The 19,707-nt window shown below is 42.6% G+C and carries 14 protein-coding genes; 4 read left to right on the forward strand and 10 right to left on the reverse strand.

Translation table 11 applies throughout. The features are described 5' to 3' along the window. Positions 1-29: 29 nt before the first annotated feature. On the reverse strand, positions 30-2,396 hold the full coding sequence (locus ACOQON_RS06180; RefSeq protein WP_420578053.1) for an ABC transporter permease: 2,367 nt from the start codon (positions 2,394-2,396) through the stop codon (positions 30-32). 131 nt (positions 2,397-2,527) lie between these two features. Between ACOQON_RS06180 and ACOQON_RS06185 the strand changes: the two genes are divergently transcribed. Together ACOQON_RS06185 and ACOQON_RS06190 are read left to right on the forward strand one after the other, a co-directional pair. Then, positions 2,528-4,279, forward strand: coding sequence for a sodium:solute symporter family protein (locus ACOQON_RS06185; protein WP_420578054.1), 1,752 nt, complete (start codon positions 2,528-2,530; stop codon positions 4,277-4,279). Positions 4,280-4,520: 241 nt separating this feature from the next. Next, complete coding sequence (locus ACOQON_RS06190) at positions 4,521-5,447, forward strand: SDR family oxidoreductase (protein ID WP_420578055.1); 927 nt, start codon at positions 4,521-4,523, stop codon at positions 5,445-5,447. A gap of 52 nt (positions 5,448-5,499) precedes the next feature. Here ACOQON_RS06190 and ACOQON_RS06195 read toward each other — a convergent pair whose 3' ends face one another. The 6 genes from ACOQON_RS06195 to ACOQON_RS06220 all read right to left on the reverse strand — a co-directional run bounded on the left by ACOQON_RS06195 (position 5,500) and on the right by ACOQON_RS06220 (position 14,796). Next, positions 5,500-6,948, reverse strand: coding sequence for a TolC family protein (locus tag ACOQON_RS06195; protein ID WP_420578056.1), 1,449 nt, complete (start codon positions 6,946-6,948; stop codon positions 5,500-5,502). Beyond that, positions 6,941-8,314, reverse strand: a complete 1,374-nt coding sequence (locus ACOQON_RS06200) for an ABC transporter permease (RefSeq protein WP_420578057.1) — start codon at positions 8,312-8,314, stop codon at positions 6,941-6,943. Before ACOQON_RS06200 ends, ACOQON_RS06195 begins: the two co-directional genes overlap by 8 nt. Before the next feature lies 1 nt (position 8,315). Beyond that, entirely contained in the window at positions 8,316-9,662 is a 1,347-nt protein-coding gene (locus ACOQON_RS06205; protein ID WP_420578058.1) for an efflux RND transporter periplasmic adaptor subunit, read from the reverse strand. Positions 9,663-9,706: 44 nt separating this feature from the next. Then, positions 9,707-11,551: a peptidase M61 gene (locus ACOQON_RS06210; protein ID WP_420578059.1), complete on the reverse strand. Its 1,845-nt coding sequence runs from the start codon at positions 11,549-11,551 to the stop codon at positions 9,707-9,709. Between the two features lie 166 nt (positions 11,552-11,717). Beyond that, a complete protein-coding gene (gene typA / locus ACOQON_RS06215; RefSeq protein ID WP_420578060.1) occupies positions 11,718-13,532 on the reverse strand; it encodes a translational GTPase TypA in 1,815 nt (604 codons plus the stop codon). 151 nt (positions 13,533-13,683) lie between these two features. Beyond that, entirely contained in the window at positions 13,684-14,796 is a 1,113-nt protein-coding gene (locus tag ACOQON_RS06220) for a type 1 glutamine amidotransferase domain-containing protein (RefSeq protein ID WP_420578061.1), read from the reverse strand. Positions 14,797-14,940: 144 nt separating this feature from the next. On the opposite strand from ACOQON_RS06220, the gene ACOQON_RS06225 reads away from it, so the two are divergent. Together ACOQON_RS06225 and metG are read left to right on the forward strand one after the other, a co-directional pair. After that, positions 14,941-15,537: a hypothetical protein gene (locus ACOQON_RS06225; protein WP_420578062.1), complete on the forward strand. Its 597-nt coding sequence runs from the start codon at positions 14,941-14,943 to the stop codon at positions 15,535-15,537. 8 nt (positions 15,538-15,545) lie between these two features. Then, entirely contained in the window at positions 15,546-17,603 is a 2,058-nt protein-coding gene (gene metG, locus ACOQON_RS06230; protein WP_420578063.1) for a methionine--tRNA ligase, read from the forward strand. Here the strand turns inward: metG and ACOQON_RS06235 are convergent. From ACOQON_RS06235 to ACOQON_RS06245, 3 genes are all read right to left on the reverse strand, one after another. Then, positions 17,600-18,391, reverse strand: a complete 792-nt coding sequence (locus tag ACOQON_RS06235) for a hypothetical protein (protein ID WP_420578064.1) — start codon at positions 18,389-18,391, stop codon at positions 17,600-17,602. The two genes, metG and ACOQON_RS06235, sit on opposite strands and share 4 nt — an antisense overlap. A 72-nt stretch (positions 18,392-18,463) precedes the next feature. After that, positions 18,464-19,117 carry a DUF6048 family protein gene (locus ACOQON_RS06240; RefSeq protein WP_420578065.1) on the reverse strand — a complete coding sequence of 218 codons (654 nt, stop codon included), beginning with the start codon at positions 19,115-19,117 and terminating at the stop codon, positions 18,464-18,466. Beyond that, positions 19,086-19,703 carry a hypothetical protein gene (locus ACOQON_RS06245; RefSeq protein WP_420578066.1) on the reverse strand — a complete coding sequence of 206 codons (618 nt, stop codon included), beginning with the start codon at positions 19,701-19,703 and terminating at the stop codon, positions 19,086-19,088. The genes ACOQON_RS06240 and ACOQON_RS06245 overlap by 32 nt, the downstream gene beginning before the upstream one ends. Between the last annotated feature and the right edge of the window lie 4 nt (positions 19,704-19,707).

Consider the following 19,707-nt stretch of genomic DNA (forward strand, 5'->3'; position numbering starts at 1 on the left):
TTCCCCCTTTGAAGGGGGCTAGGGGGATGTCACTCATTCCTCAATGATTGCACCGGATTAGCCCTGGCTGCACGTCTTGCCTGATCAGACACAATCAATATTGCAAATCCCAACACGATAACCCCAACGATCGGGAAAATCCACCAGGTGACATCCACACGAATGGTGTATCTATCCAGGTATTTGTCCAGCCAGTAGTAAGCCAAAGGAGCAGCCAGCAAAAAGGAGAATACGACCAGTTTAGCAAAGTCTTTCGACATCAGTGCCATTAGGCTCGAGATCGTAGCTCCCAGTACTTTTCTTATCCCGATCTCTTTGATCCTTTGTTCTGCCATGTAAGAGGCGAGCCCAAATAGTCCAAGTCCCGTAATAATCATTGCTAAGGTCGCAAAGAGCATGGCCAGTTTTCTGGTGAGGTTGATGGTGGTGAACTTTCGCTGGAACTCCACATCAGCGAAGTTGTAATCAAATGGGTAAGCCGGGTTGTGCTTGGTGAAAATTTCCTCAACGCCTGCCAATGTTTCCTGTAGATCATTGGTTTTCTTTAATCGGACGGATGCATAACCGCCCCAGTCATCCAAAATCATAAACATCGGCTTGACGGGATCATACGGAGACCCCATCAGCACATTGTCAATCACTCCGATCAGTTTTCGCTTGTTTCCCCACAAATCCAAATTGGTGCCGATAGGATTCTCTAACCCCATAATATCCAGGGCAGCTTTATTGATCACAATCGCACTGGAGTCATTGCCATATTCTTTCGAGAAATCTCTACCCATCAACATATCAATACCCATGGTTTTTGCATAATCATAGGTGGTCGTGATCGTGGTGAAGATGACACGACGGTCCTCAGGCTTACCCGGCCAACCCAGAAAGTTGTTGGAGTTGATCTGGGTAATCTGTGAATTGGAACGAGTCACCGACTCAACCAATCCGGAAGATTCCAGCTCCTGTTTCAATACTTCGTAGTTCTTCCGAAGGTCTTCGGTCATTTCCACGGCAATTAGGCGCTCCTGTTCATAGCCCAGGTCCCGATTTTTTACCAGGTTGATTTGCTGAAAAATGACAATGGTACTAATCATAAGAATGATCGAAAAGGCAAACTGCATGATCACGAGTACCTTCCTTGGAGTAGTTGCTCCTTTGCCTACTTTAATCGTTCCTTTCAGTGTTTGTACCGGTCGGAAAGAGGAGAGGTAAAAAGCGGGATAGCTCCCGGCAATGATTCCCAGCACAAAAATGATCCCAACTGATGCCATCCAGAAAACAGGAGAGGTGTAGTCGATGAAAAGCTCCTTTTCTACCAGACTATTGTAGGCCGGCAAGGCTAATTCGGTTAAAAGAACGGCCACAACAAAAGCGAGAAAAGTGATGAACACAGATTCACCTATGAATTGAAAGATCAGCTTGGATCGACTTGTACCCAGGCTTTTGCGTATGCCCACTTCTTTTGCTCGTTTTTCAGATCGGGCGGTGGCCAGGTTCATAAAGTTGATACACGCAATGATCAGGATGACAATCGCAATGGCAGTGAAAAGCTGAACATAGTCACTTCGTCCACCGGCCTGTTTCCCTTCATCGTCCCAGTTGGAGTATAAGCGCCACTGTGACATTGGATGGAGGAAGAAGTGCTTATCTATGCCATCTTCGTCTTTCTCCATGATCAGGCCGGCAATATTTTCCTGCACATCCTGTTCCCTTTTTGCATCATTCAATTCGATGAAAACCTGGAAAGAATAATTGCCCCAGTTGGTTTTATTATCCCTGACCCATTCGTTTACCGATTCACGATATTTCCATGTGGCCAGGTAATCAAATTGGAAGCTGGAATTCTCCGGTAGGTCTTTGACGATGGCCGTAACCTGTAAGGTTCCTTCATCTTCGAGTTTTACTTGTTTACCAATCGGATCTTCATCTCCAAATAGAATTTTTGCTAATGATTCGGACAGGACTATCGACATAGGATCCTTCAGGGCATCCTTGTGAGTGCCTGAAACGAGTGGAAACTCAAACATTTCCAGAAACTCCTCACTCACATAGTACCCATCTTTCAGTATTCGGGTATCGCCAACAGTCAACAGCCGCTCACTGCCCCAGCCGGTGACGACTGTATTGGAGATGTTACTGTCTTCTGTCTTCAGTGCTTCATAGGTGGGAAGCGGGACCGATCGCCAGTTATTGATACGGTTGTCATAATCCGAACTTACCCAAACCTGATACAGTCGGTCATACTTGGGTAGGAATTTATCATAGGACACTTCATCAGCTACCCAAAGTAGAATAAGTACACTGCATACAATCCCAATGGACAGTCCGCTGATGTTTATAACCGAATAGAGTCCGTTTTTTCGAAGGTTTCGGATGGAAACCAGGAAGAAATTTTTAAGCATAGTCCTTTGAGTTGAGTTGATTTAAAGATTTGTAAGTGTCCGAAATAGTTGCACAATTGAAAGAAATACTCAGCTTGTGGGTGATCGTTACATCCATCGTGTTATTTTCATGGCCTGAAATCGTATACTAAATGGCATTATCACTTCTCGACTGGCTCGTAATCGGAGCATTCTTTCTCATTGTGTTAGGAATTGGACTGGCAGCCAGCAAAACTGCAGGCAAGAGTTCCTTGGAATATTTCCTTGCCGGAAAGTCTATGCCGTGGTGGTTGTTGGGTGTTTCCATGGTGGCCACCACTTTCTCTGCAGATACGCCTAATTTGGTAACAGGGTTTGTTCGTGAAGGAGGAGTTGCCAAAAACTGGGCATGGTGGTCTTTTCTGATCACAGGGATGGTGACTGTGTTTATTTATGCTCGACTCTGGAGACGTTCGGGTATCCTGACAGACCTGGAGTTTTATGAATTGAGGTACGGAGGAAAAGCCGCTTCATTCCTTCGGGGATTCCGGGCATTATACCTCGGCATCTTTTTCAATTGCCTGATCATGGGTTCAGTGACACTGGCCGCCATTAAAATTTCCTCAATACTTTTTGGGATAGAGCCGGTTTATACGGTCGTAATTGCGTCAGTAGTTGTTGCCGCTTACTCCGCATTGGGTGGAATTAAAGGAGTGATTTGGACGGATTTCTTTCAATTTGGTATAGCACTTCTCGGTGCTGTTTATGCTGCATATGTGGCTGTGACACAACCAGAGGTTGGTGGACTCTCAGGTCTACTGTCTCATGAGTCCATTCAAGGAAAACTGGATATCATTCCGGATTTTAGTAATACTTCACTGGTTGTTTCGATGTTTATCATACCCCTCGCCGTGCAGTGGTGGTCGGTGTGGTATCCGGGCGCAGAGCCGGGAGGTGGAGGCTACATTGCTCAGCGGATGCTCGCCTCTAAGAATGAACAACACGCTGTTGGTGCTACGTTGTTCTTCAATTTTGCCCATTACGCACTTCGTCCATGGCCATGGATTTTGGTGGCATTGGCATCTATAGTACTCTTTCCGGATCTTGATTCTATCCAAAGAGCATTTCCGAATATCAGTGAGCAGTACCTCGGAGATGATATTGCCTATCCGGTGATGCTCACTTTACTTTCTCCCGGCTGGCTGGGATTGGTAGTAGCTTCGTTGATCGCAGCGTATATGTCTACTATCAGTACTCACCTGAACTGGGGATCATCTTATGTAGTAAATGATTTTTATCAACGCTTCGTCAAGCCGGATGCTACTGAGAAAGAATTGGTAATGATTGGTCGTCTCTCGACCGTGGGGTTGATGGTGATAGCAGGTGTGCTCTCCCTCACTATTTTAGAGAATGCGACCCAGGCGTTTAATATCCTTCTGCTCTCAGGAGCCGGCACAGGTGCTATCTTTTTGTTCAGATGGTTTTGGTGGCGGATTAATGCCATCACCGAGATAGTGGGGATGATCGTGGCGACCATCAATGCATTCGTATTGGTTCTAGGAGTTTCTGATGAAATGTTAGCAAACCAATATTTGGATGCATTTACTATGCGACTGTTAATTGCCACAGGAATCACCACGACCGTTTGGATTCTAACGACACTTTTAACCAAGCCGGAGGACGAAGAAAAACTAGCCTCCTTTGTTTCAAGGGTAAAGCCTGGGATTGGTTGGAACCGTTTTGAAAACAGAGGAACGTCTAACCTGGGTTATCATCTGCTATCTGTTTTTGTTGGGACTATAGGCATCTACTCGGCTTTGTTTGCAATTGGAAATCTACTTTATGGAAATCTCTTTTTAGCATTTGTGATGTTTTTGGTTTTTGTATTATCAGTGTATTTGATCATCAAATGGTGGAAAAACTGATAATGAAGAAAAATGAAAAATACCCTAAAGTGGGTATTGTTTATCAAATGATAAGTTGAGTACTTTGATCTCAGATACTCACCGCTCTATTCACTGCCAAATGTAGAGGCTCCTTTATGGGCCTCTTCTTTTTTTATGCCTGTTTTAATTATTTAGTGCCGGTCGTCCCACCACTCAGAGTGGTGGGACGACTTTTTTATATCCATTGGCTATCTTGCCAGTACAAACAAAATTTCATTTTATGAGTCACACGCAAGGCATGCTTAGCCCCGAATCACTGAAGGGCAAAACGATTATTGTAACAGGAGGAGGAACCGGACTAGGTAAGTCCATGGGAGCCTATTTTTCAGAATTAGGAGCAAACCTGGTTATCACCAGCCGGAAGATGGAGGTGCTCGAAGAGACCGCCAAAGAAATTACAGAAAAGACCGGTTATCCTGTTCATTGTGTGGCTTGTGATGTGCGTGAATATGAGCAGGTGGAGCGTGTGATTAAAGAAGCAAAAGAGAAGTTTGGAAAGGTGGATGTGTTGCTAAACAATGCAGCCGGAAACTTCATTAGCCCCACCGAACGACTTTCCCACCGCGCATTTGATACAGTGGTAGATATTGTATTGCGAGGTAGCTACAACTTCACTTTGGCGATGGGTAAAGACTGGATTGAAAATAAGCAAAAAGGGAATATCCTGAACATTGTCACCACCTATGCGTGGACAGGTTCTGGTTACGTAGTTCCTTCTGCGTGTGCCAAAAGCGGAGTGCTTGCCATGACGCGTTCCTTAGCAGTTGAGTGGGCAAAGTATGGCATTCGAAGCAATGCCATTGCACCGGGACCATTCCCAACCGAAGGAGCATGGGACCGACTATTACCCGGAAACTTGCAAAAGAAATACGACCCGGCAAAGAAGGTGCCTTTACAGCGGGTAGGGGATCATCAGGAGCTTGCCAACCTGGCGGCCTATCTGGTTTCTGATTATTCAGCCTATATCAACGGAGAGGTCATCACCATCGATGGAGGAGAATGGTTGATGGGCGCTGGTGAGTTCAATGGACTGGAAGCCATTCCGGAAGAGCTCTGGGATGCCATGGAGATGGGCCGGAAGAAAGGCGGCTCCAAGCTTAAAATGATGTGGCTGTATTTTAAAGGGATGCGGAAGTTGAAGATATAGTTTTAAAAGTCGTCCTACCACTCGAAGTGGTAGGACGACTAAACTTTTCTAATCAATCATTCACCGTATACAACAGTTCATTATTCGCAAAATCATACAGTGTCAACCTTCTGAGATCATAATAAGCGATCCAATACGCACGAAGTGCGTTGATATAACTTCGACGGGCGTTATCCTTCTCTGTTAATGCGATGTTAAGGTTGGTAATATCGATCTTACCAATCAGGTAGCGATTCTGTGCTACTTCGTATCGTTTCTGAGCTACCTCATCCGATTTCTTTGAGATCTCAATTTGCTGCTGCAGTACATCTAATTGTCGTACCTGGGTAATGATCTCCTGCTCGAAGTTTTGCTCTTCCTGTGCAATGACGTAATCAGTCAGCTGCTTGTTAGCCAAAGCTGTTTTCATTCTGGCTTCATTTCTACCCCAGTTTACAATTGGGATATTCAATGTGAGGTTAGCGAACTGCTGCGTTTGTCCGTCCTGATACGACTGGTCAAACGATTGTCCGGCGCTGTTAAGACCGAACGAGGCATTTAGATTCATTTGAAAGCGCTGACCTTTCGCCTCGGCGACCTGAGCATCTGCTTCTATACGCCTTCTTTCAAAAGCAATGAAGTCTGATCGATTGTCCTTAGCATATTGCAGCGCAATATCCTCATCTACCGGGAATATTGGAATTTCTTCTGGCAAAGCCAGGCTAAAATTTTGACCTTCATTTAATCCAATGAACGTGCGGAGTGCAAGTCGGGAGGTTTGAAGATCTAACTCAGCATTTGCAAGATCTTGTTTGGATCGAAGCAGCTGAAGCTCTACTTGCAATAGTTTGTCTTCCGAGGTGGTGCCAATATTGTATCGGCCTTTTTCAATGTTGTAAATTGTGTCATTGTTTGAAAGGTTGAATTCGGCAATCTGATAATTCACCTGAGCATCCAGATAGTCGAAAAACCGCTGCACTGCTGTTCTGGATACAAACTCCATTTCTTCCACATAGCTTCTTTTGGACTCCTCGTATCGAATTGGTTCTGTTTTTTTATCCCACTTCAATTCATTGAAAGCAAAAATGGGCTGATTGATGGTCAGGTCTACGATGGTACTTCTCCAACGAGTATCATCAATAACTAAATCCTGAAACTGGCTAGCCCTGGTGTTTACTGAAACACTTCCTCCAGTAGGGGAGATCGGCTGGAAAAGGCCGAGTGCAAGTGATGAGTTTGTTTGCTCCACCGGTCTAAACTGCGTGGAACCATCTTCCTGAACAACCGGAATAAACTGGTTGCTGTAAGCTGGCAAGTTTCCACTCAAAGCAAGCTGAGGGTTATAGTTTGACCTGAAAAAACGATACTGCCAATACCTGTTTTCTTTTCTGGTCTCAGCCTGTTTGGCTTGGGGCGACTGACCTTGAGCCAAATCAATGATATTGTTGAGCGTATATTCAATTTGAGCATTTGCTGATGCACTTACGATCAACAAGCAAATGATGGCAATTATTCTATTCATATCTAAGTGAGGTAATAGGATCTTGCATGGCTGCTTTTCGTGCCGGGGCAATTCCGAAGATGAGCCCGATCGCGGTAGCAACACCGAATGAAATAAGTATGGAACCAAATGAAATAACGGTAGGAATATCTGCAAACCGGCTAACCGCAGATGCCATAATGACACCCAACAAAATACCAATAAATCCACCGCTGATACTGATCATCATGGATTCGAACATGAACTGATTGATGATGTCGGCTTTCTTGGCTCCAATGGAAAGTCTTAGACCGATTTCTTTAATACGTTCTAAAACGGATGCCAGCATGATGTTCATGATACCAATACCACCCACTATCAGCGAAATACCGGCGATGGCTCCAAGCACGTAGCTGAAGATATCATTTGTTCGCTGCTGTTGTTTGAGTAAAAGCTCAGGAATTTCTATTTCATAATCGACTACCTGATTGTGCTTTCGTTCGAGCATTCGTACGATGACATCCGCCGTAGGATTCAGCTTTTCAGTCTCTGCAACCTGTACAACCAAACGGTCAAGTTGGTGGTAGTTGACCGACTGTTGAGATTCATTATTAGAACCATTACTTCCACCACCACCGATAATGATCACGTTACCTGATGATCCCCGATTGGCTCCCTGGATCATTTCCTGAGTCAGCATCGACCTATTCTTATAGCGAACAAGGACCGTTTGTAATGGGGTGTATACATCCATATTATAGTCCCTGATACCCAATTTACTGATACTGCTTTCGCTGATGTATCGTTCATCCAAAACGCCAACTACTTTTAGCCAGTTAGGTCCGCACTTCAGCATTTTACCCACCGGGTTTTCAGAAGGAAAGAATTTTGCTCGTATTGACTTCCCGATAATGCAAACTGCTTCCCCTTTTTCCAGCTGTGTTTCATTGAACATTTTTCCTTCTGCCAGTGAGAAGTTGAAAATGTCAAAGTAGGAGGGCTCCACACCAACCAGTTTTGCGGACCTTCGAATCCCATTTTTGATGATGTATGTCTCAAGAAGAATTTCCGGGCTGATGGTTTCCACTCCCGGAATGGTCTTCATGATTGACTCTTTGTCTTCCAATGTTAATCCGGGGGAGAATTTTTTCTTTTCCTTGCCTTCACCCTCCTCTGCAAGGGTTTCTTCGGTTTGCTCTACTACCGGCTCAATGATGATGTTGTTTACACCGACTAGTTTGATTTGCTCAAGAATTTCTTGTTGAGCTCCGTTACCAATCGCGAGCATGGCGATTACGGCAGCTACACCAAAGATGATTCCTAGAGCTGTAAGCACCGATCGCATACGGTTGGCAAGAACTGCTTCGATAGCAATCCCAAGATTGGCTAAGACTCGCTCTTTGTTCATCTTAGTTTTTTCTTCTTCGTCCTTGTGGGAATTGAGGTTTGGTTTGCTCCGGCTCTTCAGCCACCTCTTCTTCTTTGGTGTTTCTTTTACCATCCATTTCAGGAATCAATTCAATGTCCTGATTTTCCATTCCTTGTACAGACGATAAATGCACACGATCACTGGCATCTAATCCAGCTTTTATATGCACGCTCTCTGCGTTTGCATCACCAATCATCACTTCCTGTTTTATGGTCGAGGCTCCTGACTTCTTAAATACATAAGTGATCGAGTCATATTGTGAGTGCAAACATTCCAGTGGAATATAAAGCGCATCATCCACTGTTTTGGTTATGATTTTATTACTGGTGGTCATTCCGGGTTTTAAAAGAGGATCTGTACCAAACACTTCGATTTCCACTTCGAATACCTTGGCGTCAGAATTTGGTCTTTGCTCACCAACATTGGCAACCTTGGTGACTTTTCCCTTTAATTTTTTATCAGGAAATGCATCGAAACCAATTTCTGCGCTTTGGCCGGGCTTCACTTTTCTAATGTCAACCTCATTGACATACGTCTTTGAAATCATTTCGCTTAGGTCTGGTAGGGTAGCTACTACCGGGTCCCAGGCACTTACTTGCGAGCCTGCTTTTACCGGTTTGCCGTCCCAGCTTCTTTCATAGATCAGCATGCCGTCTTGTGGGGCCAGGATAGTAAAGTCTTTAGAAAGTGCCATTAATCCTTCAAGTTCATTTTTGTCACCTCTTAGTTCTGCGGATGCTTCCTGCATTTTAGCTACATTTTGCTGACGCTTAATTTCATAGTTTTCCTTAGCCTGCTGAAGTGCTCTTTTTGCTTTTTCGAGATCAATTTCTGCTTTTTGAATGGTTGCAGGCGGCTCAAATTGTGATTGATCAAGCGTTAGTTGCTTTTCCCGGACGGTGTATTCAAGGTTAATCAACTCATCCCGAGCCTGGCGCATCGTTAATGCCGTGTCTAACCTGGTCTGTGTAAACTGTGATTGGGTCTCATCCACTTCGAGTTGAGCGTCTTTTATCCTGCCAGTCAATTCCGATGGATCCAATCTGGCAACATATTGACCTTTTTCAACCTCAGTTCCCTCATCTATTATATCCTGGATGGTCACGTTCCAGATTCGATAATTTCTAAGACCGGTAGGGCCCTTGATAGGTACCGAATTTTTTGCATCCAAGGATCCGGATGTGGTGATGTCTACTACAAACTCTCCTTGCTCCACCTCAACAATTATTTCAGGCGTAGAGTCTGAAGAACCTCCACTAAATGCGAAGACGAGTATGACCGCTAAAATGGCCGCACCAAAAATGATTAGTTTATTATTTCTTTTCATACTTAGTTTAGGTCTGTTAATTAAACCTGTATAATTAATAATGGTTACGATTCACCCAACCAAATAGCTTTGATTTTCTGTTGCTCAGGAGATGGATTTTCGATAACCTCCAGCAGATGTTTTTGCGAGGACTTCACTTTTCTTGCTTTCGCTTTCAGCTTTACCTCTTTCGGTTTTCCCTTCACTTCTCTTCTTACCAAAACAGTGATTTTGTCCCCGGCTTCTGTTTCACTGTAGAATGACTGGATGATGTTTTGAAACGATTGAATCGTCACTTCATTATCATTCCATTCGAGTAGAATGTCTCCTTCTTTTAAGCCTAAATCTTTTCCAAAATCATTCATCTCGCCTGTATCGGCAATATAAATCTCCTGATTTTCGTTGACCGCTGGAGCAAACTTCCCAGCGGTGATTACTTTTTCATCACTCTCTGACAGATATCGAATTCCGGCCCAACCAAGTATTTCGGTGTACGGTAATTTCTCATCTCCTCCGACATACGTCCTTAAAAAATCTCCAACTTCAGGGGTGGTAATTCTCTCAATCTCACCAAATAAATCTTCATCTTTGAAGGCCTTCATCGGTCCGTATTGCTTGGAAAGCTCTCTCAATACAGATTGAAGATCTTTCTGACCATTGGTTGACTTGATTGTTGTCAAATCCAGGCACCAGGCAATCAACGCACCACCTGCATACACATCTCCATATCGGCGCTCATTTTTTGGTTCGAGTATGTTCGCACTAAACTCTGTATATGGTATGTCAACATTGTATTGCTCTTGCTGATTCAATTTATTTCGCATTTCCGAAAGGAAATCTTCCATATCATACAGGTCGTATTTGATTTGAACGTGCTGAGAAGCATATTCGGTAACCCCTTCGTACAGCCACAAGTGCTGACTCATTTCCGGCTCTATGTAGTTGAAATTATGGATTTCCTCTGAATGAATATTCAGTGGGGTTACAATGTGAAAAAATTCATGTGCTGCGACATCTTTTACTGTTTGACTTATTCGTTCCGGATCCATTTCAGGAAGTGTATATAACGAAGAGTATGAGTGTTCAAGTGCTCCATAAGAACCTGAAATCGTTGGACTATCAAATAAATAAATGAGGTACGCATACCTGTCAACAGGTAGCTCACCGCCGAGGTACTTGGCTTGAGCCTCCATCAATTCATCAACATTGTCCATGACATCTGCCGCAGACAATACTTTATTCGGAGAGTAAACGGAAACCAGAATATCCGCACCGGCAATCTTTTTGGATACTATATCTGGTTTGCTGTACATGATTGGGGCATCAGCCAGAAAATTATAGTTAGCTGCCGTATACGTATCCGAAGTATCCGAGTAGGCTTCTTTCTTTAGTGATGTAGCTCCTTGAATTTCTTGATCATGAATAATTGTGAGGGTGTATGGATTGAATTTGTAGCCGTCTACATAGCCCACAAACCCGAATGTATTCATGACATATACATTATTTTCTGCCTCAATACTCATACCTCCGGGTTCGAAGAGTTTGTTACTCCCGTAACCATCAAATTCGTCAAAAGAGTCTTCCATCCAGTAGGTGATCTTATCCAATTTAGTTGCGTCTTTAATTATCCACTTATTAGTGGAGATGTTCTCCGACTCCAAAAGGTTTCCATTTTTATCAAAAGCTTTAAACTCAGCCACAAATCGTCCAAAATCTGAGATACTGTAAGTACCCGGAACGATTTTAGGTAAATGATATTCCACCATTTCTTCTTCAATGGATGGTAACTTTATTTCCACGGGGAGCCGGTCATTTTTTGCTTTGGTCAGGTCAATGCTGACTTTATAGGCTTCTTGTGAGGAAGCTAAAATGCTTGAAGCGATAAGTACGAGAGAGAGTAATTTTTTCATATTGAGTTTATATCAAATGGTGTGCAATTCTACTATTAAAACCACCTTTTGGTTCGTTAACTGCGGTTAAATTATATGAGTGGTAACGTTGGCTTTTTTATGGTTTTACTTAAGCAAAAAAGGCCAACTGATGTTGGCCCTTTGATTTTTATGAATTCATTGTGAATTAAACCTTAGCTTCTGCATTCGCCACTCGCTTGCGTTGATTTTCGTCAAGATAGATTTTTCGCATACGGATCGACTTGGGGGTCACCTCCACGTATTCATCTTTTTGGATGTACTCCAACGCTTCCTCAAGGCTAAATTTTTTAGCTGGAGCAATTTTTACGTTGTTGTCCGAACCTGAAGCCCGCATGTTTGTGAGCTTCTTTCCTTTCTGGATATTCACCACCAGGTCATTGTCCCTGCTATGTTCCCCGATTACCTGACCGGTATATACATCTACGCCCGGATCGATAAAGAACACACCTCTATCTTGCAATTTATCTATTGAGTAAGGAGTGCCAGGACCGTTTTCCATCGATATCAACGATCCATTGATTCGTTCAGGAATTGATCCTTTGAAAGGTTGGTACTCGTGAAGTCTGTGAGTCATCACTGCTTCACCCGCTGTTGCGGTGAGCATGTTATTTCTTAAACCGATCAATCCCCTGGAAGGAATCTCAAATTCAAGGTGCTGTACATTGCCTTTCGGCTCCATCACCTTTAATTCACCTTTACGTTGAGTCACCATTTCAATGACTTTTCCGGAGAATTCCTCAGGAACATCAATTACCAGGCTTTCAATGGGCTCCAGCTTCTGACCGTTTTCATCATGCTTGAAAAGCACCTGAGGCTGACCAACCTGTAGTTCATATCCCTCACGTCTCATGGTTTCTATCAATACAGACAAGTGAAGAACACCCCTTCCGTATACCAGGAATTTATCTTCAGAACCAGTCTCTTCAACTCTTAACGCAAGGTTTTTCTCCAATTCTTTCATGAGTCGGTCTCTAAGGTGCCTGGAGGTAACAAATTTTCCTTCTTTTCCAAAGAACGGGGAGTCATTGATGGCAAACATCATACTCATGGTGGGCTCATCAATGGCAATTCGTGGCATTACATGAGGATTTTCATAATCTGTGATGGTATCACCGATCTCAAAATCTTCAATTCCCGTGATGGCACAGATGTCCCCAGCTCTAACTTCAGTTACTTTTCGTTTTCCAAGTCCCTCAAAAACGTGAAGTTCTTTGATCTTCACTTTTTTCATAGAACCATCTCGTTTACTTATTCCAAGCTGCGCGCCTTCTTTCAATGTTCCCTGCCATACCCGACCGATAGCGATTCGACCGGTAAATGATGAGAAGTCTAACGAGGTGATCTGCATTGCAGGGACACCTTCATTGAATGGGGCAGGAGGGATTACTTCGATGATCTTGTCCAAAAGCGGAAGAATATTGTCAGTTGGCTTTTGCCAGTCTTCCCCAAACCATCCATGCTTACTTGACCCATAAAGGGTGTGAAAATCAAGCTGTTCTTCAGTGGCATCCAAAGAGAACATCAAATCAAATACCTGCTCATGTACCTCGTCAGGGCGACAGTTTTCCTTATCTACTTTGTTTACTACAACAATTGGTTTCAAGCCAAGCCCAAGTGCTTTGCCAAGCACAAATCGAGTTTGTGGCATGGGTCCTTCAAATGCGTCAACGAGTAGGATCACTCCATCAGCCATTTTTAGCACTCGCTCCACTTCACCACCAAAGTCGGCGTGACCGGGTGTGTCAATGATGTTGATCTTTATCCCTTTATATTCGGCAGATACGTTTTTTGAAAGAATGGTAATTCCTCTTTCTCTCTCCAGGTCATTGTTATCCAGAATGAGTTCGCCCTTTTCCTGATTTTCTCTGAACTCCTGAGTTGCGTAGATGATCTTGTCAACGAGCGTGGTTTTGCCATGGTCAACGTGTGCGATGATGGCAATATTTCTTATTTCTTGCATGCAATACTTAATTCGGGCGCAAAATTAGACTAAATGATTGTGGAATACACTATATCAGGTAAACACAAAACTTATAAAATGCAGTACTAATCGAAATGTTGGAGTACAGCCAACATTTCGATAAAATGAAATACTGTACCATGACTAAGGATCAGTTTAATTCTAAAAGAAGTGCTTGTGCTTTCTCTACAGCAAGTTCTTTTTTGATCAGCTCATTCAATATTTCTTTAGCCTTCTTATCTTGATCTAGCTTATGGTATGTTTTAGCGGCTACCAACTGCAGGTTTTCATTAAAGAAATATGGGCTTGTTAGCTCTATCAGACTTAACCCGTCCAAAAGTTCTTTTTCATCACTTGCCTCATCATTGATTGTATAATACCCATATATGGCGATTAATGGAACATCATATTCATCAACATTTGCCTTTAATGCTTTTTGAAACTCCTTTTGCGAATAGGTTCCATTAAACAAGTTTTGGATCGAGTATATGCTTTTTTCATCGGGATACAATTCTCTTGCTATCGGGGTAAGGCCCAACGCCTCTACTACCGCTTCTGCGGATTGTGCCGTAGAAAATGGGTTTTGACCGGTTACAAACTTTCCTGATGTATGAACCTGAGAAAGCATAAATGGGGCAGGTTCATGGATAGCTCCACGCTCCTTGAGTTTTGTTTCCAGCATGAATGGAAATTCAGGAACCCATTTTTTCCCAAATAATGACTCTTCTTCATTTGAAAAGCTGGTTAGCTTTTCATTTTCAACAATATATCTGTCACCGTCTTTAACATTCACAAAGGCAGCAGGGCCGTGACAAACGGCGGATAAAATGGCGTCATCTCGTTTATATAATTCAAGGATAATATCCTGCAAGGATGGATCAAATGGTAGGTCAAACATCGCGCCTTTACCTCCAACCACATAAAGGGCATCATAGTCCTCGGATCTTAGGCTAGCCGTAGATAGCGTATTGGAAAGAGCAGTCATTGCTGCATCATCTTGCAAGAAAATCGCATTGTATTGCTTTTCCTTGTTGTATTGATCTGCCTCAACATCTCCTCCTTTAGGACTTGCTATTTCGACCATGAGCCCATTCGCTTTGAATACCAGATATGCTTGGGACAATTCATCAAATTCATATCCGGGCCGTGTCTGTCCATCATCTTTACCATAGCTACTGACCACCATCAAAACCTTTTTTGCAGGTTCCTGAGCTATGGAAAGGCTGGAAATGATTATCAACAGGGTTACAATTGTTTGTTTCATTTTGAGTTTTGATTTTTGTACACGGATGACGTTCGGCTTGCCATTTAGTTACACCTATATTTGCGGTCTCTTATCGAATTTATGGTCGTGATAATTAATTGTAAGAAAGGAATCATATGCCTGTTATGCCTAATTGGTTTCTCTTTGAATGCTCAAGAGTTCGAAGAATCGAAAAAATATAAAAAATTATTATCTCGTAAAGGTTATCAGAAAGGCTACATTGTAACGCAGGAAAAAGATACCTTAGGTGGGTTGCTAAAATTTAGGTCTAATCCGTCTGGTGAATTGTCATCTTTCTGGTTTTTTAATCAGGATGGAAAGAAGATTTATACAGAACCTACTGATGTTGTTGCATTGAAAATGGGAGATTTAGAGTACTATTCTAATCAAGGGTCTATTTTTTTAAAAATCTATCAAGGTGAAAAGATGGATTTACTAAAAAATGTAACTGTAACCAGAGCCTCAACTTTCTTAATTGAAGCCGGGTTTTCATATCTGGGAAATAGAACCAATTCAATGCCATTAGGGGATATGCTAGTAGATCTTATACCAGTTAGTCCAATTCTTTATTTAAGAATCAGGTCTAATGAGAAATTTGTAGAAATTCAGAAGAAAGACTTCAAATCAACATGTAAGACAATTTTTAATGAGTGCCCTACTTTAGTTGGTAAGATTAGTGAGGAAACTTATTATTACCATGATTTGGAAGCGATTATAAAAGAATATGATTTTTGTGAGTAGAGAGTGAGATGACGAAAAAACAATTCAAAAGACATACGATCACAGCAGCACTTCCTTATACGAATGGACCCGTTCATATCGGTCACCTGGCAGGAGTATATGTACCGGCTGATATTTATGTTAGATACCTTAGAAGCAAAGGGGAGGATGTGGCCTTTGTGTGTGGATCAGACGAGCATGGTGTGGCAATAGAATTGCGTGCTAGAAAAGAAGGTAAATCTCCTCAGGAGGTGGTGGATTTCTACCACAACCAAATAAAAAATTCATTTGAGAAGTTCGGAATTAGCTTTGATATTTACCATCGCACGTCTTCAAAACTACACCATGAAACCGCCTCTGAGTTTTTCAAGAAGATGCATGCTGAGGGTAAGTTCACCGAAGAGGTTTCCGAACAATTTTTCGATGAGAAAGAACAGCAGTTTCTGGCCGATCGCTACATCAAAGGAACGTGCCCGAACTGCGGATTTGAGGAAGCTTATGGCGACCAATGTGAGAAGTGTGGTTCTACCTTGAGTCCGACTGAATTAAAGAATCCAAAATCCATGCTCAGTGGGGAAGTACCGGTTATGAAGGAAACCAAACATTGGTACTTGCCCCTTGATCAGTACGAGCCGTGGCTGAAGGAATGGTTACTTGAGGGGCACAAAGAGTGGAAGTCTAATGTCTATGGCCAATGCAAAAGCTGGATTGATAATGGTCTGCGTCCACGACCGATGACCCGCGATTTGAAATGGGGGATCCCGGTACCGGTTGAAGGAGGAGAAGGTAAAGTGCTATATGTCTGGTTTGATGCCCCAATCGGTTACATCTCAGCAACCAAGCAGTGGGCGAAGGAAAATGGTAAAAACTGGGAGGATTACTGGAAATCTGATGATGCCAGACTACTTCACTTTATAGGCAAGGATAATATTGTGTTTCACTGTATCATTTTCCCAACGTTGCTAAAAGCAGAAGGAAGCTATGTGCTTCCGGATAATGTACCTGCGAATGAGTTTTTGAATCTTGAGAGCAATAAGATCTCAACTTCCCGTAACTGGGCAGTATGGTTGCATGAGTACCTGGAGGACTTTCCTGATAAGCAGGACGTATTGCGTTATGCTCTAACGGCCAATGCGCCGGAGACGAAGGATAATGATTTTACCTGGAAGGATTTCCAGGTAAGAAATAATAGTGAACTGGTTGCCATATTTGGAAATTTTGTTAATCGGGCGGTAGTGCTGACTCACAAGTATTTTGATGGTAAAGTCCCAGCCAGAAATGAACTGGAATCGATTGATGAGGAGGTGATAAAAGCCGTAAAAGCTGCACCAGCAAAAATCGAGGCAGCCCTGGATCAGTTTAAGTTTCGTGAGGCACTGAGCCAGATGATGGAACTCGCGAGAATTGGTAATAAATACCTGGCAGATACTGAGCCATGGAAGTTGATCAAAGAAGATCAAAATAGAGTGGAGACCATTCTGAATATTGCACTTCAGATCAGTGCGAATCTTTCGATTGTGTGTGAGCCATTCCTTCCATTTACTGCGGATCGGCTGCTTACAATTTTGAATGTGGGAAAACGTACCTGGGAGGAAGCTGGACAAATAGACTTTTTGCCGAATGATCATCAGCTAAACAAGGCCAGCCTGCTATTTGAAAAGATTGAGGATAAGGACGTAGAAGCACAAGTGAATAAATTATTGGAAACGAAGAAAATGAACGAACAAGCAAATAATGCCCCGGATCTGCCTACTTTGAAAGATGAGATTGTATTTGACGATTTCATGAAAATGGACCTTAGGGTAGGAGAGATCAAAACAGCTGAAAAGGTTGAAAAATCCAATAAGCTATTGAAGTTTACTGTGGATATGGGTCTGGAGACTCGTACGATCCTAAGTGGTGTGGCAAAACATTTTTCTCCCGAGGAGATGATAGGCAAGAAGGTGACGGTAATGGCGAACCTGGCCCCTCGTAAGATCATGGGTGTCGAGTCTCAGGGTATGCTCTTATTCGCGGAAAACCCAGACGGTAAGCTGGTGGCAGTGAGTCCGGGTGATAATGCTGAGAATGGTGCGAGTATAGCCTAGTTCAAGCTGTTCAGGGCGTCAAACCCATTTAGTACATCAATAATAGCCTGCCGTTCTTTTGATGATATCGTTCGTGTTTCCGTGTGTTTTCCGGTGAGCTTGGTTTTCGCATCAATGGTTTTGGCGAATGATTTTAGAAAGAAGACAATGCTCCTACTTATTGGAACTTCAATCCATTCGCTAACTCCCGCATCTTTTTTGGTTTCCTTGTGTTCAAAAGCATCAAAAGGAATCTCAATTGAACGGTCTCCATAATGAAGTGATGCTTTCTTGAAATGAATCCAATCATTTCCACTGTATGAAAGCTTCATAAAAAGAACTGGGGGTTGCTTGTCTTTTTGAATTATATAGATCGATATCAGATTTCTATCTTCGAAATGAGTAAAAGCCGGACTGGTATATAGTGTAGTGCTCCCAACTTTTTCTGTCTTCAGTTTTTGAATGGCACGTCTACTTGCCTCTTCTCTCTCTGTAATTTTACGAATACTTGCTGTTTCCTTTTTAATCACCTCATAATGTTTATCCATGGCAGATTTCAGGTCGTGCAATTCCGGATAAATACGCTGAAGCTCTGCGTACAATATTTTCACACTGTCAAAGTTCCCATCATGGTATGCGGCAATCACCCGATCAATAGTGCGGTGATCTTTATTTTGACAATCATTAAGTAAGGTCTCTAATTTTTCAACTTTTTGCGTTAGCTGATTGATTTTGTCTTTTTCCTCATTGTTTGAAGAACATGAGCAGATAAGTATCAGGGGTAAAATGCAGATGAATAGGCTTCTCATGACATTTCTGATTTATTCAGGATGTACGGGATGATAAATATGCACAATTACAGTGTAACTCCTTGAAGAGCTTTAAAAACTCACCTTCAAAAACAAATTGGCGGCAGGAACGGTCCTTTCAAACGATCTCCCATAGCCCGGTATGGAATAAACGTCTGGTATTTCTTGTTCATCGTAGCTAGCCAAAACTCTTAGGCGTAGGTTTAACCCGATGCTAAACAGATCTGAAAGTTTCCGATCTGAATATACGACTACCTCGTACCAGGTAGCTTTCAGGTCATCGCGCTGGATGCTCTGAATAAAATCATCTTGAGCTCCTGACGGGCTTTCAATGAAGATTCTTCCGGTTTCACTAAAAGTAGAAGAAGCATAACGGACAGTAAGACCGATCTTGTTTTTTGCTTTCCATTGGCTCAAATACCCCGTACCAATGCGATAGTAAAACCCTTCACTTTCATAGGTTCCGTTGGAATAGGCGCCTTCCGGAGAGAGTGTTGATTGCCCAGCTTCAATTATTAACGGGAACTTCTCAAGAAAAAGCAATTCAAGACCTCCTTCATACTTCGTTTCAAAATTAGTAGGGATGGTGAAAAGCTTCCCATAATCCAGATATATGGAAGGAGTGAGTACCCGGCGGTATTCCACCGAATCTGTTTCCTCTGTCTGCGCAAAGCAGGCCACTGAAAGGGTCAGGCTAAAAATAAATAGTAAATGTCGCTTCACCATCTAGGCAGGTTTCTTCACAGTTAGACTCTATTTCATTAAGCTGATTTCGAGTAAAACTCAACACTTGAATATTTCTTGCACGAATTATAACGTTTCGTTCCTCGTCCAGCTCTTGATAATTTTCATAACTCAATTCTATGATGTCCGAAATGCCTTCGATCGTAACCTCATACTGGTTGAACTCCGCGTCGTAAGAGAGGGGGATGCTCCAAACGGTGGCACTATCCTCATAGGTAAATTCAGTTCCGGTTCCCAAAATTTCAATTCGATCGAGTTGGAGCAATCCGGAGTTGATCGTTGATTTAATACTATTGTAAACTCCATTTGCACTATCTAAATCAGATTTGACTTTGTTGAGACTGTCTATTTTGAAAGTTTCTTCCGAATCAATTGTTCCAATAATGGAATCAAGTGTATCTGTTTTTAATGCGTTTATTGATATTAGCGTGTCGAGTTCAGCGATACTATCCTGATTGATAAATACCAACGAAACCGTCGGTTCATAGCTCACAGTATCACAGTCATCACATGGATCGCAGGAGACGATAAAAAGGAAGAGAATAAAAATGCTAAGTAATTGTTTCACTTGG

This window comes from Ekhidna sp., assembly GCF_965221965.1.
Classification (GTDB): Bacteria; Bacteroidota; Bacteroidia; order Cytophagales; family Cyclobacteriaceae; genus Ekhidna.

What these genes read in the sequence shown, in the direction of transcription:
- ACOQON_RS06180 (WP_420578053.1), bottom strand. Translation starts at nt 2,396, where the DNA reads ATGCTTAAAAATTTCTTCCTGGTTTCCATCCGAAACCTTCGAAAAAAC.
- ACOQON_RS06185 (WP_420578054.1), top strand. Translation starts at nt 2,528, where the DNA reads ATGGCATTATCACTTCTCGACTGGCTCGTAATCGGAGCATTCTTTCTC.
- ACOQON_RS06190 (WP_420578055.1), top strand. Translation starts at nt 4,521, where the DNA reads ATGAGTCACACGCAAGGCATGCTTAGCCCCGAATCACTGAAGGGCAAA.
- ACOQON_RS06195 (WP_420578056.1), bottom strand. Translation starts at nt 6,948, where the DNA reads ATGAATAGAATAATTGCCATCATTTGCTTGTTGATCGTAAGTGCATCA.
- ACOQON_RS06200 (WP_420578057.1), bottom strand. Translation starts at nt 8,314, where the DNA reads ATGAACAAAGAGCGAGTCTTAGCCAATCTTGGGATTGCTATCGAAGCA.
- ACOQON_RS06205 (WP_420578058.1), bottom strand. Translation starts at nt 9,662, where the DNA reads ATGAAAAGAAATAATAAACTAATCATTTTTGGTGCGGCCATTTTAGCG.
- ACOQON_RS06210 (WP_420578059.1), bottom strand. Translation starts at nt 11,551, where the DNA reads ATGAAAAAATTACTCTCTCTCGTACTTATCGCTTCAAGCATTTTAGCT.
- typA (WP_420578060.1), bottom strand. Translation starts at nt 13,532, where the DNA reads ATGCAAGAAATAAGAAATATTGCCATCATCGCACACGTTGACCATGGC.
- ACOQON_RS06220 (WP_420578061.1), bottom strand. Translation starts at nt 14,796, where the DNA reads ATGAAACAAACAATTGTAACCCTGTTGATAATCATTTCCAGCCTTTCC.
- metG (WP_420578063.1), top strand. Translation starts at nt 15,546, where the DNA reads ATGACGAAAAAACAATTCAAAAGACATACGATCACAGCAGCACTTCCT.
- ACOQON_RS06235 (WP_420578064.1), bottom strand. Translation starts at nt 18,391, where the DNA reads ATGAGAAGCCTATTCATCTGCATTTTACCCCTGATACTTATCTGCTCA.
- ACOQON_RS06240 (WP_420578065.1), bottom strand. Translation starts at nt 19,117, where the DNA reads ATGGTGAAGCGACATTTACTATTTATTTTTAGCCTGACCCTTTCAGTG.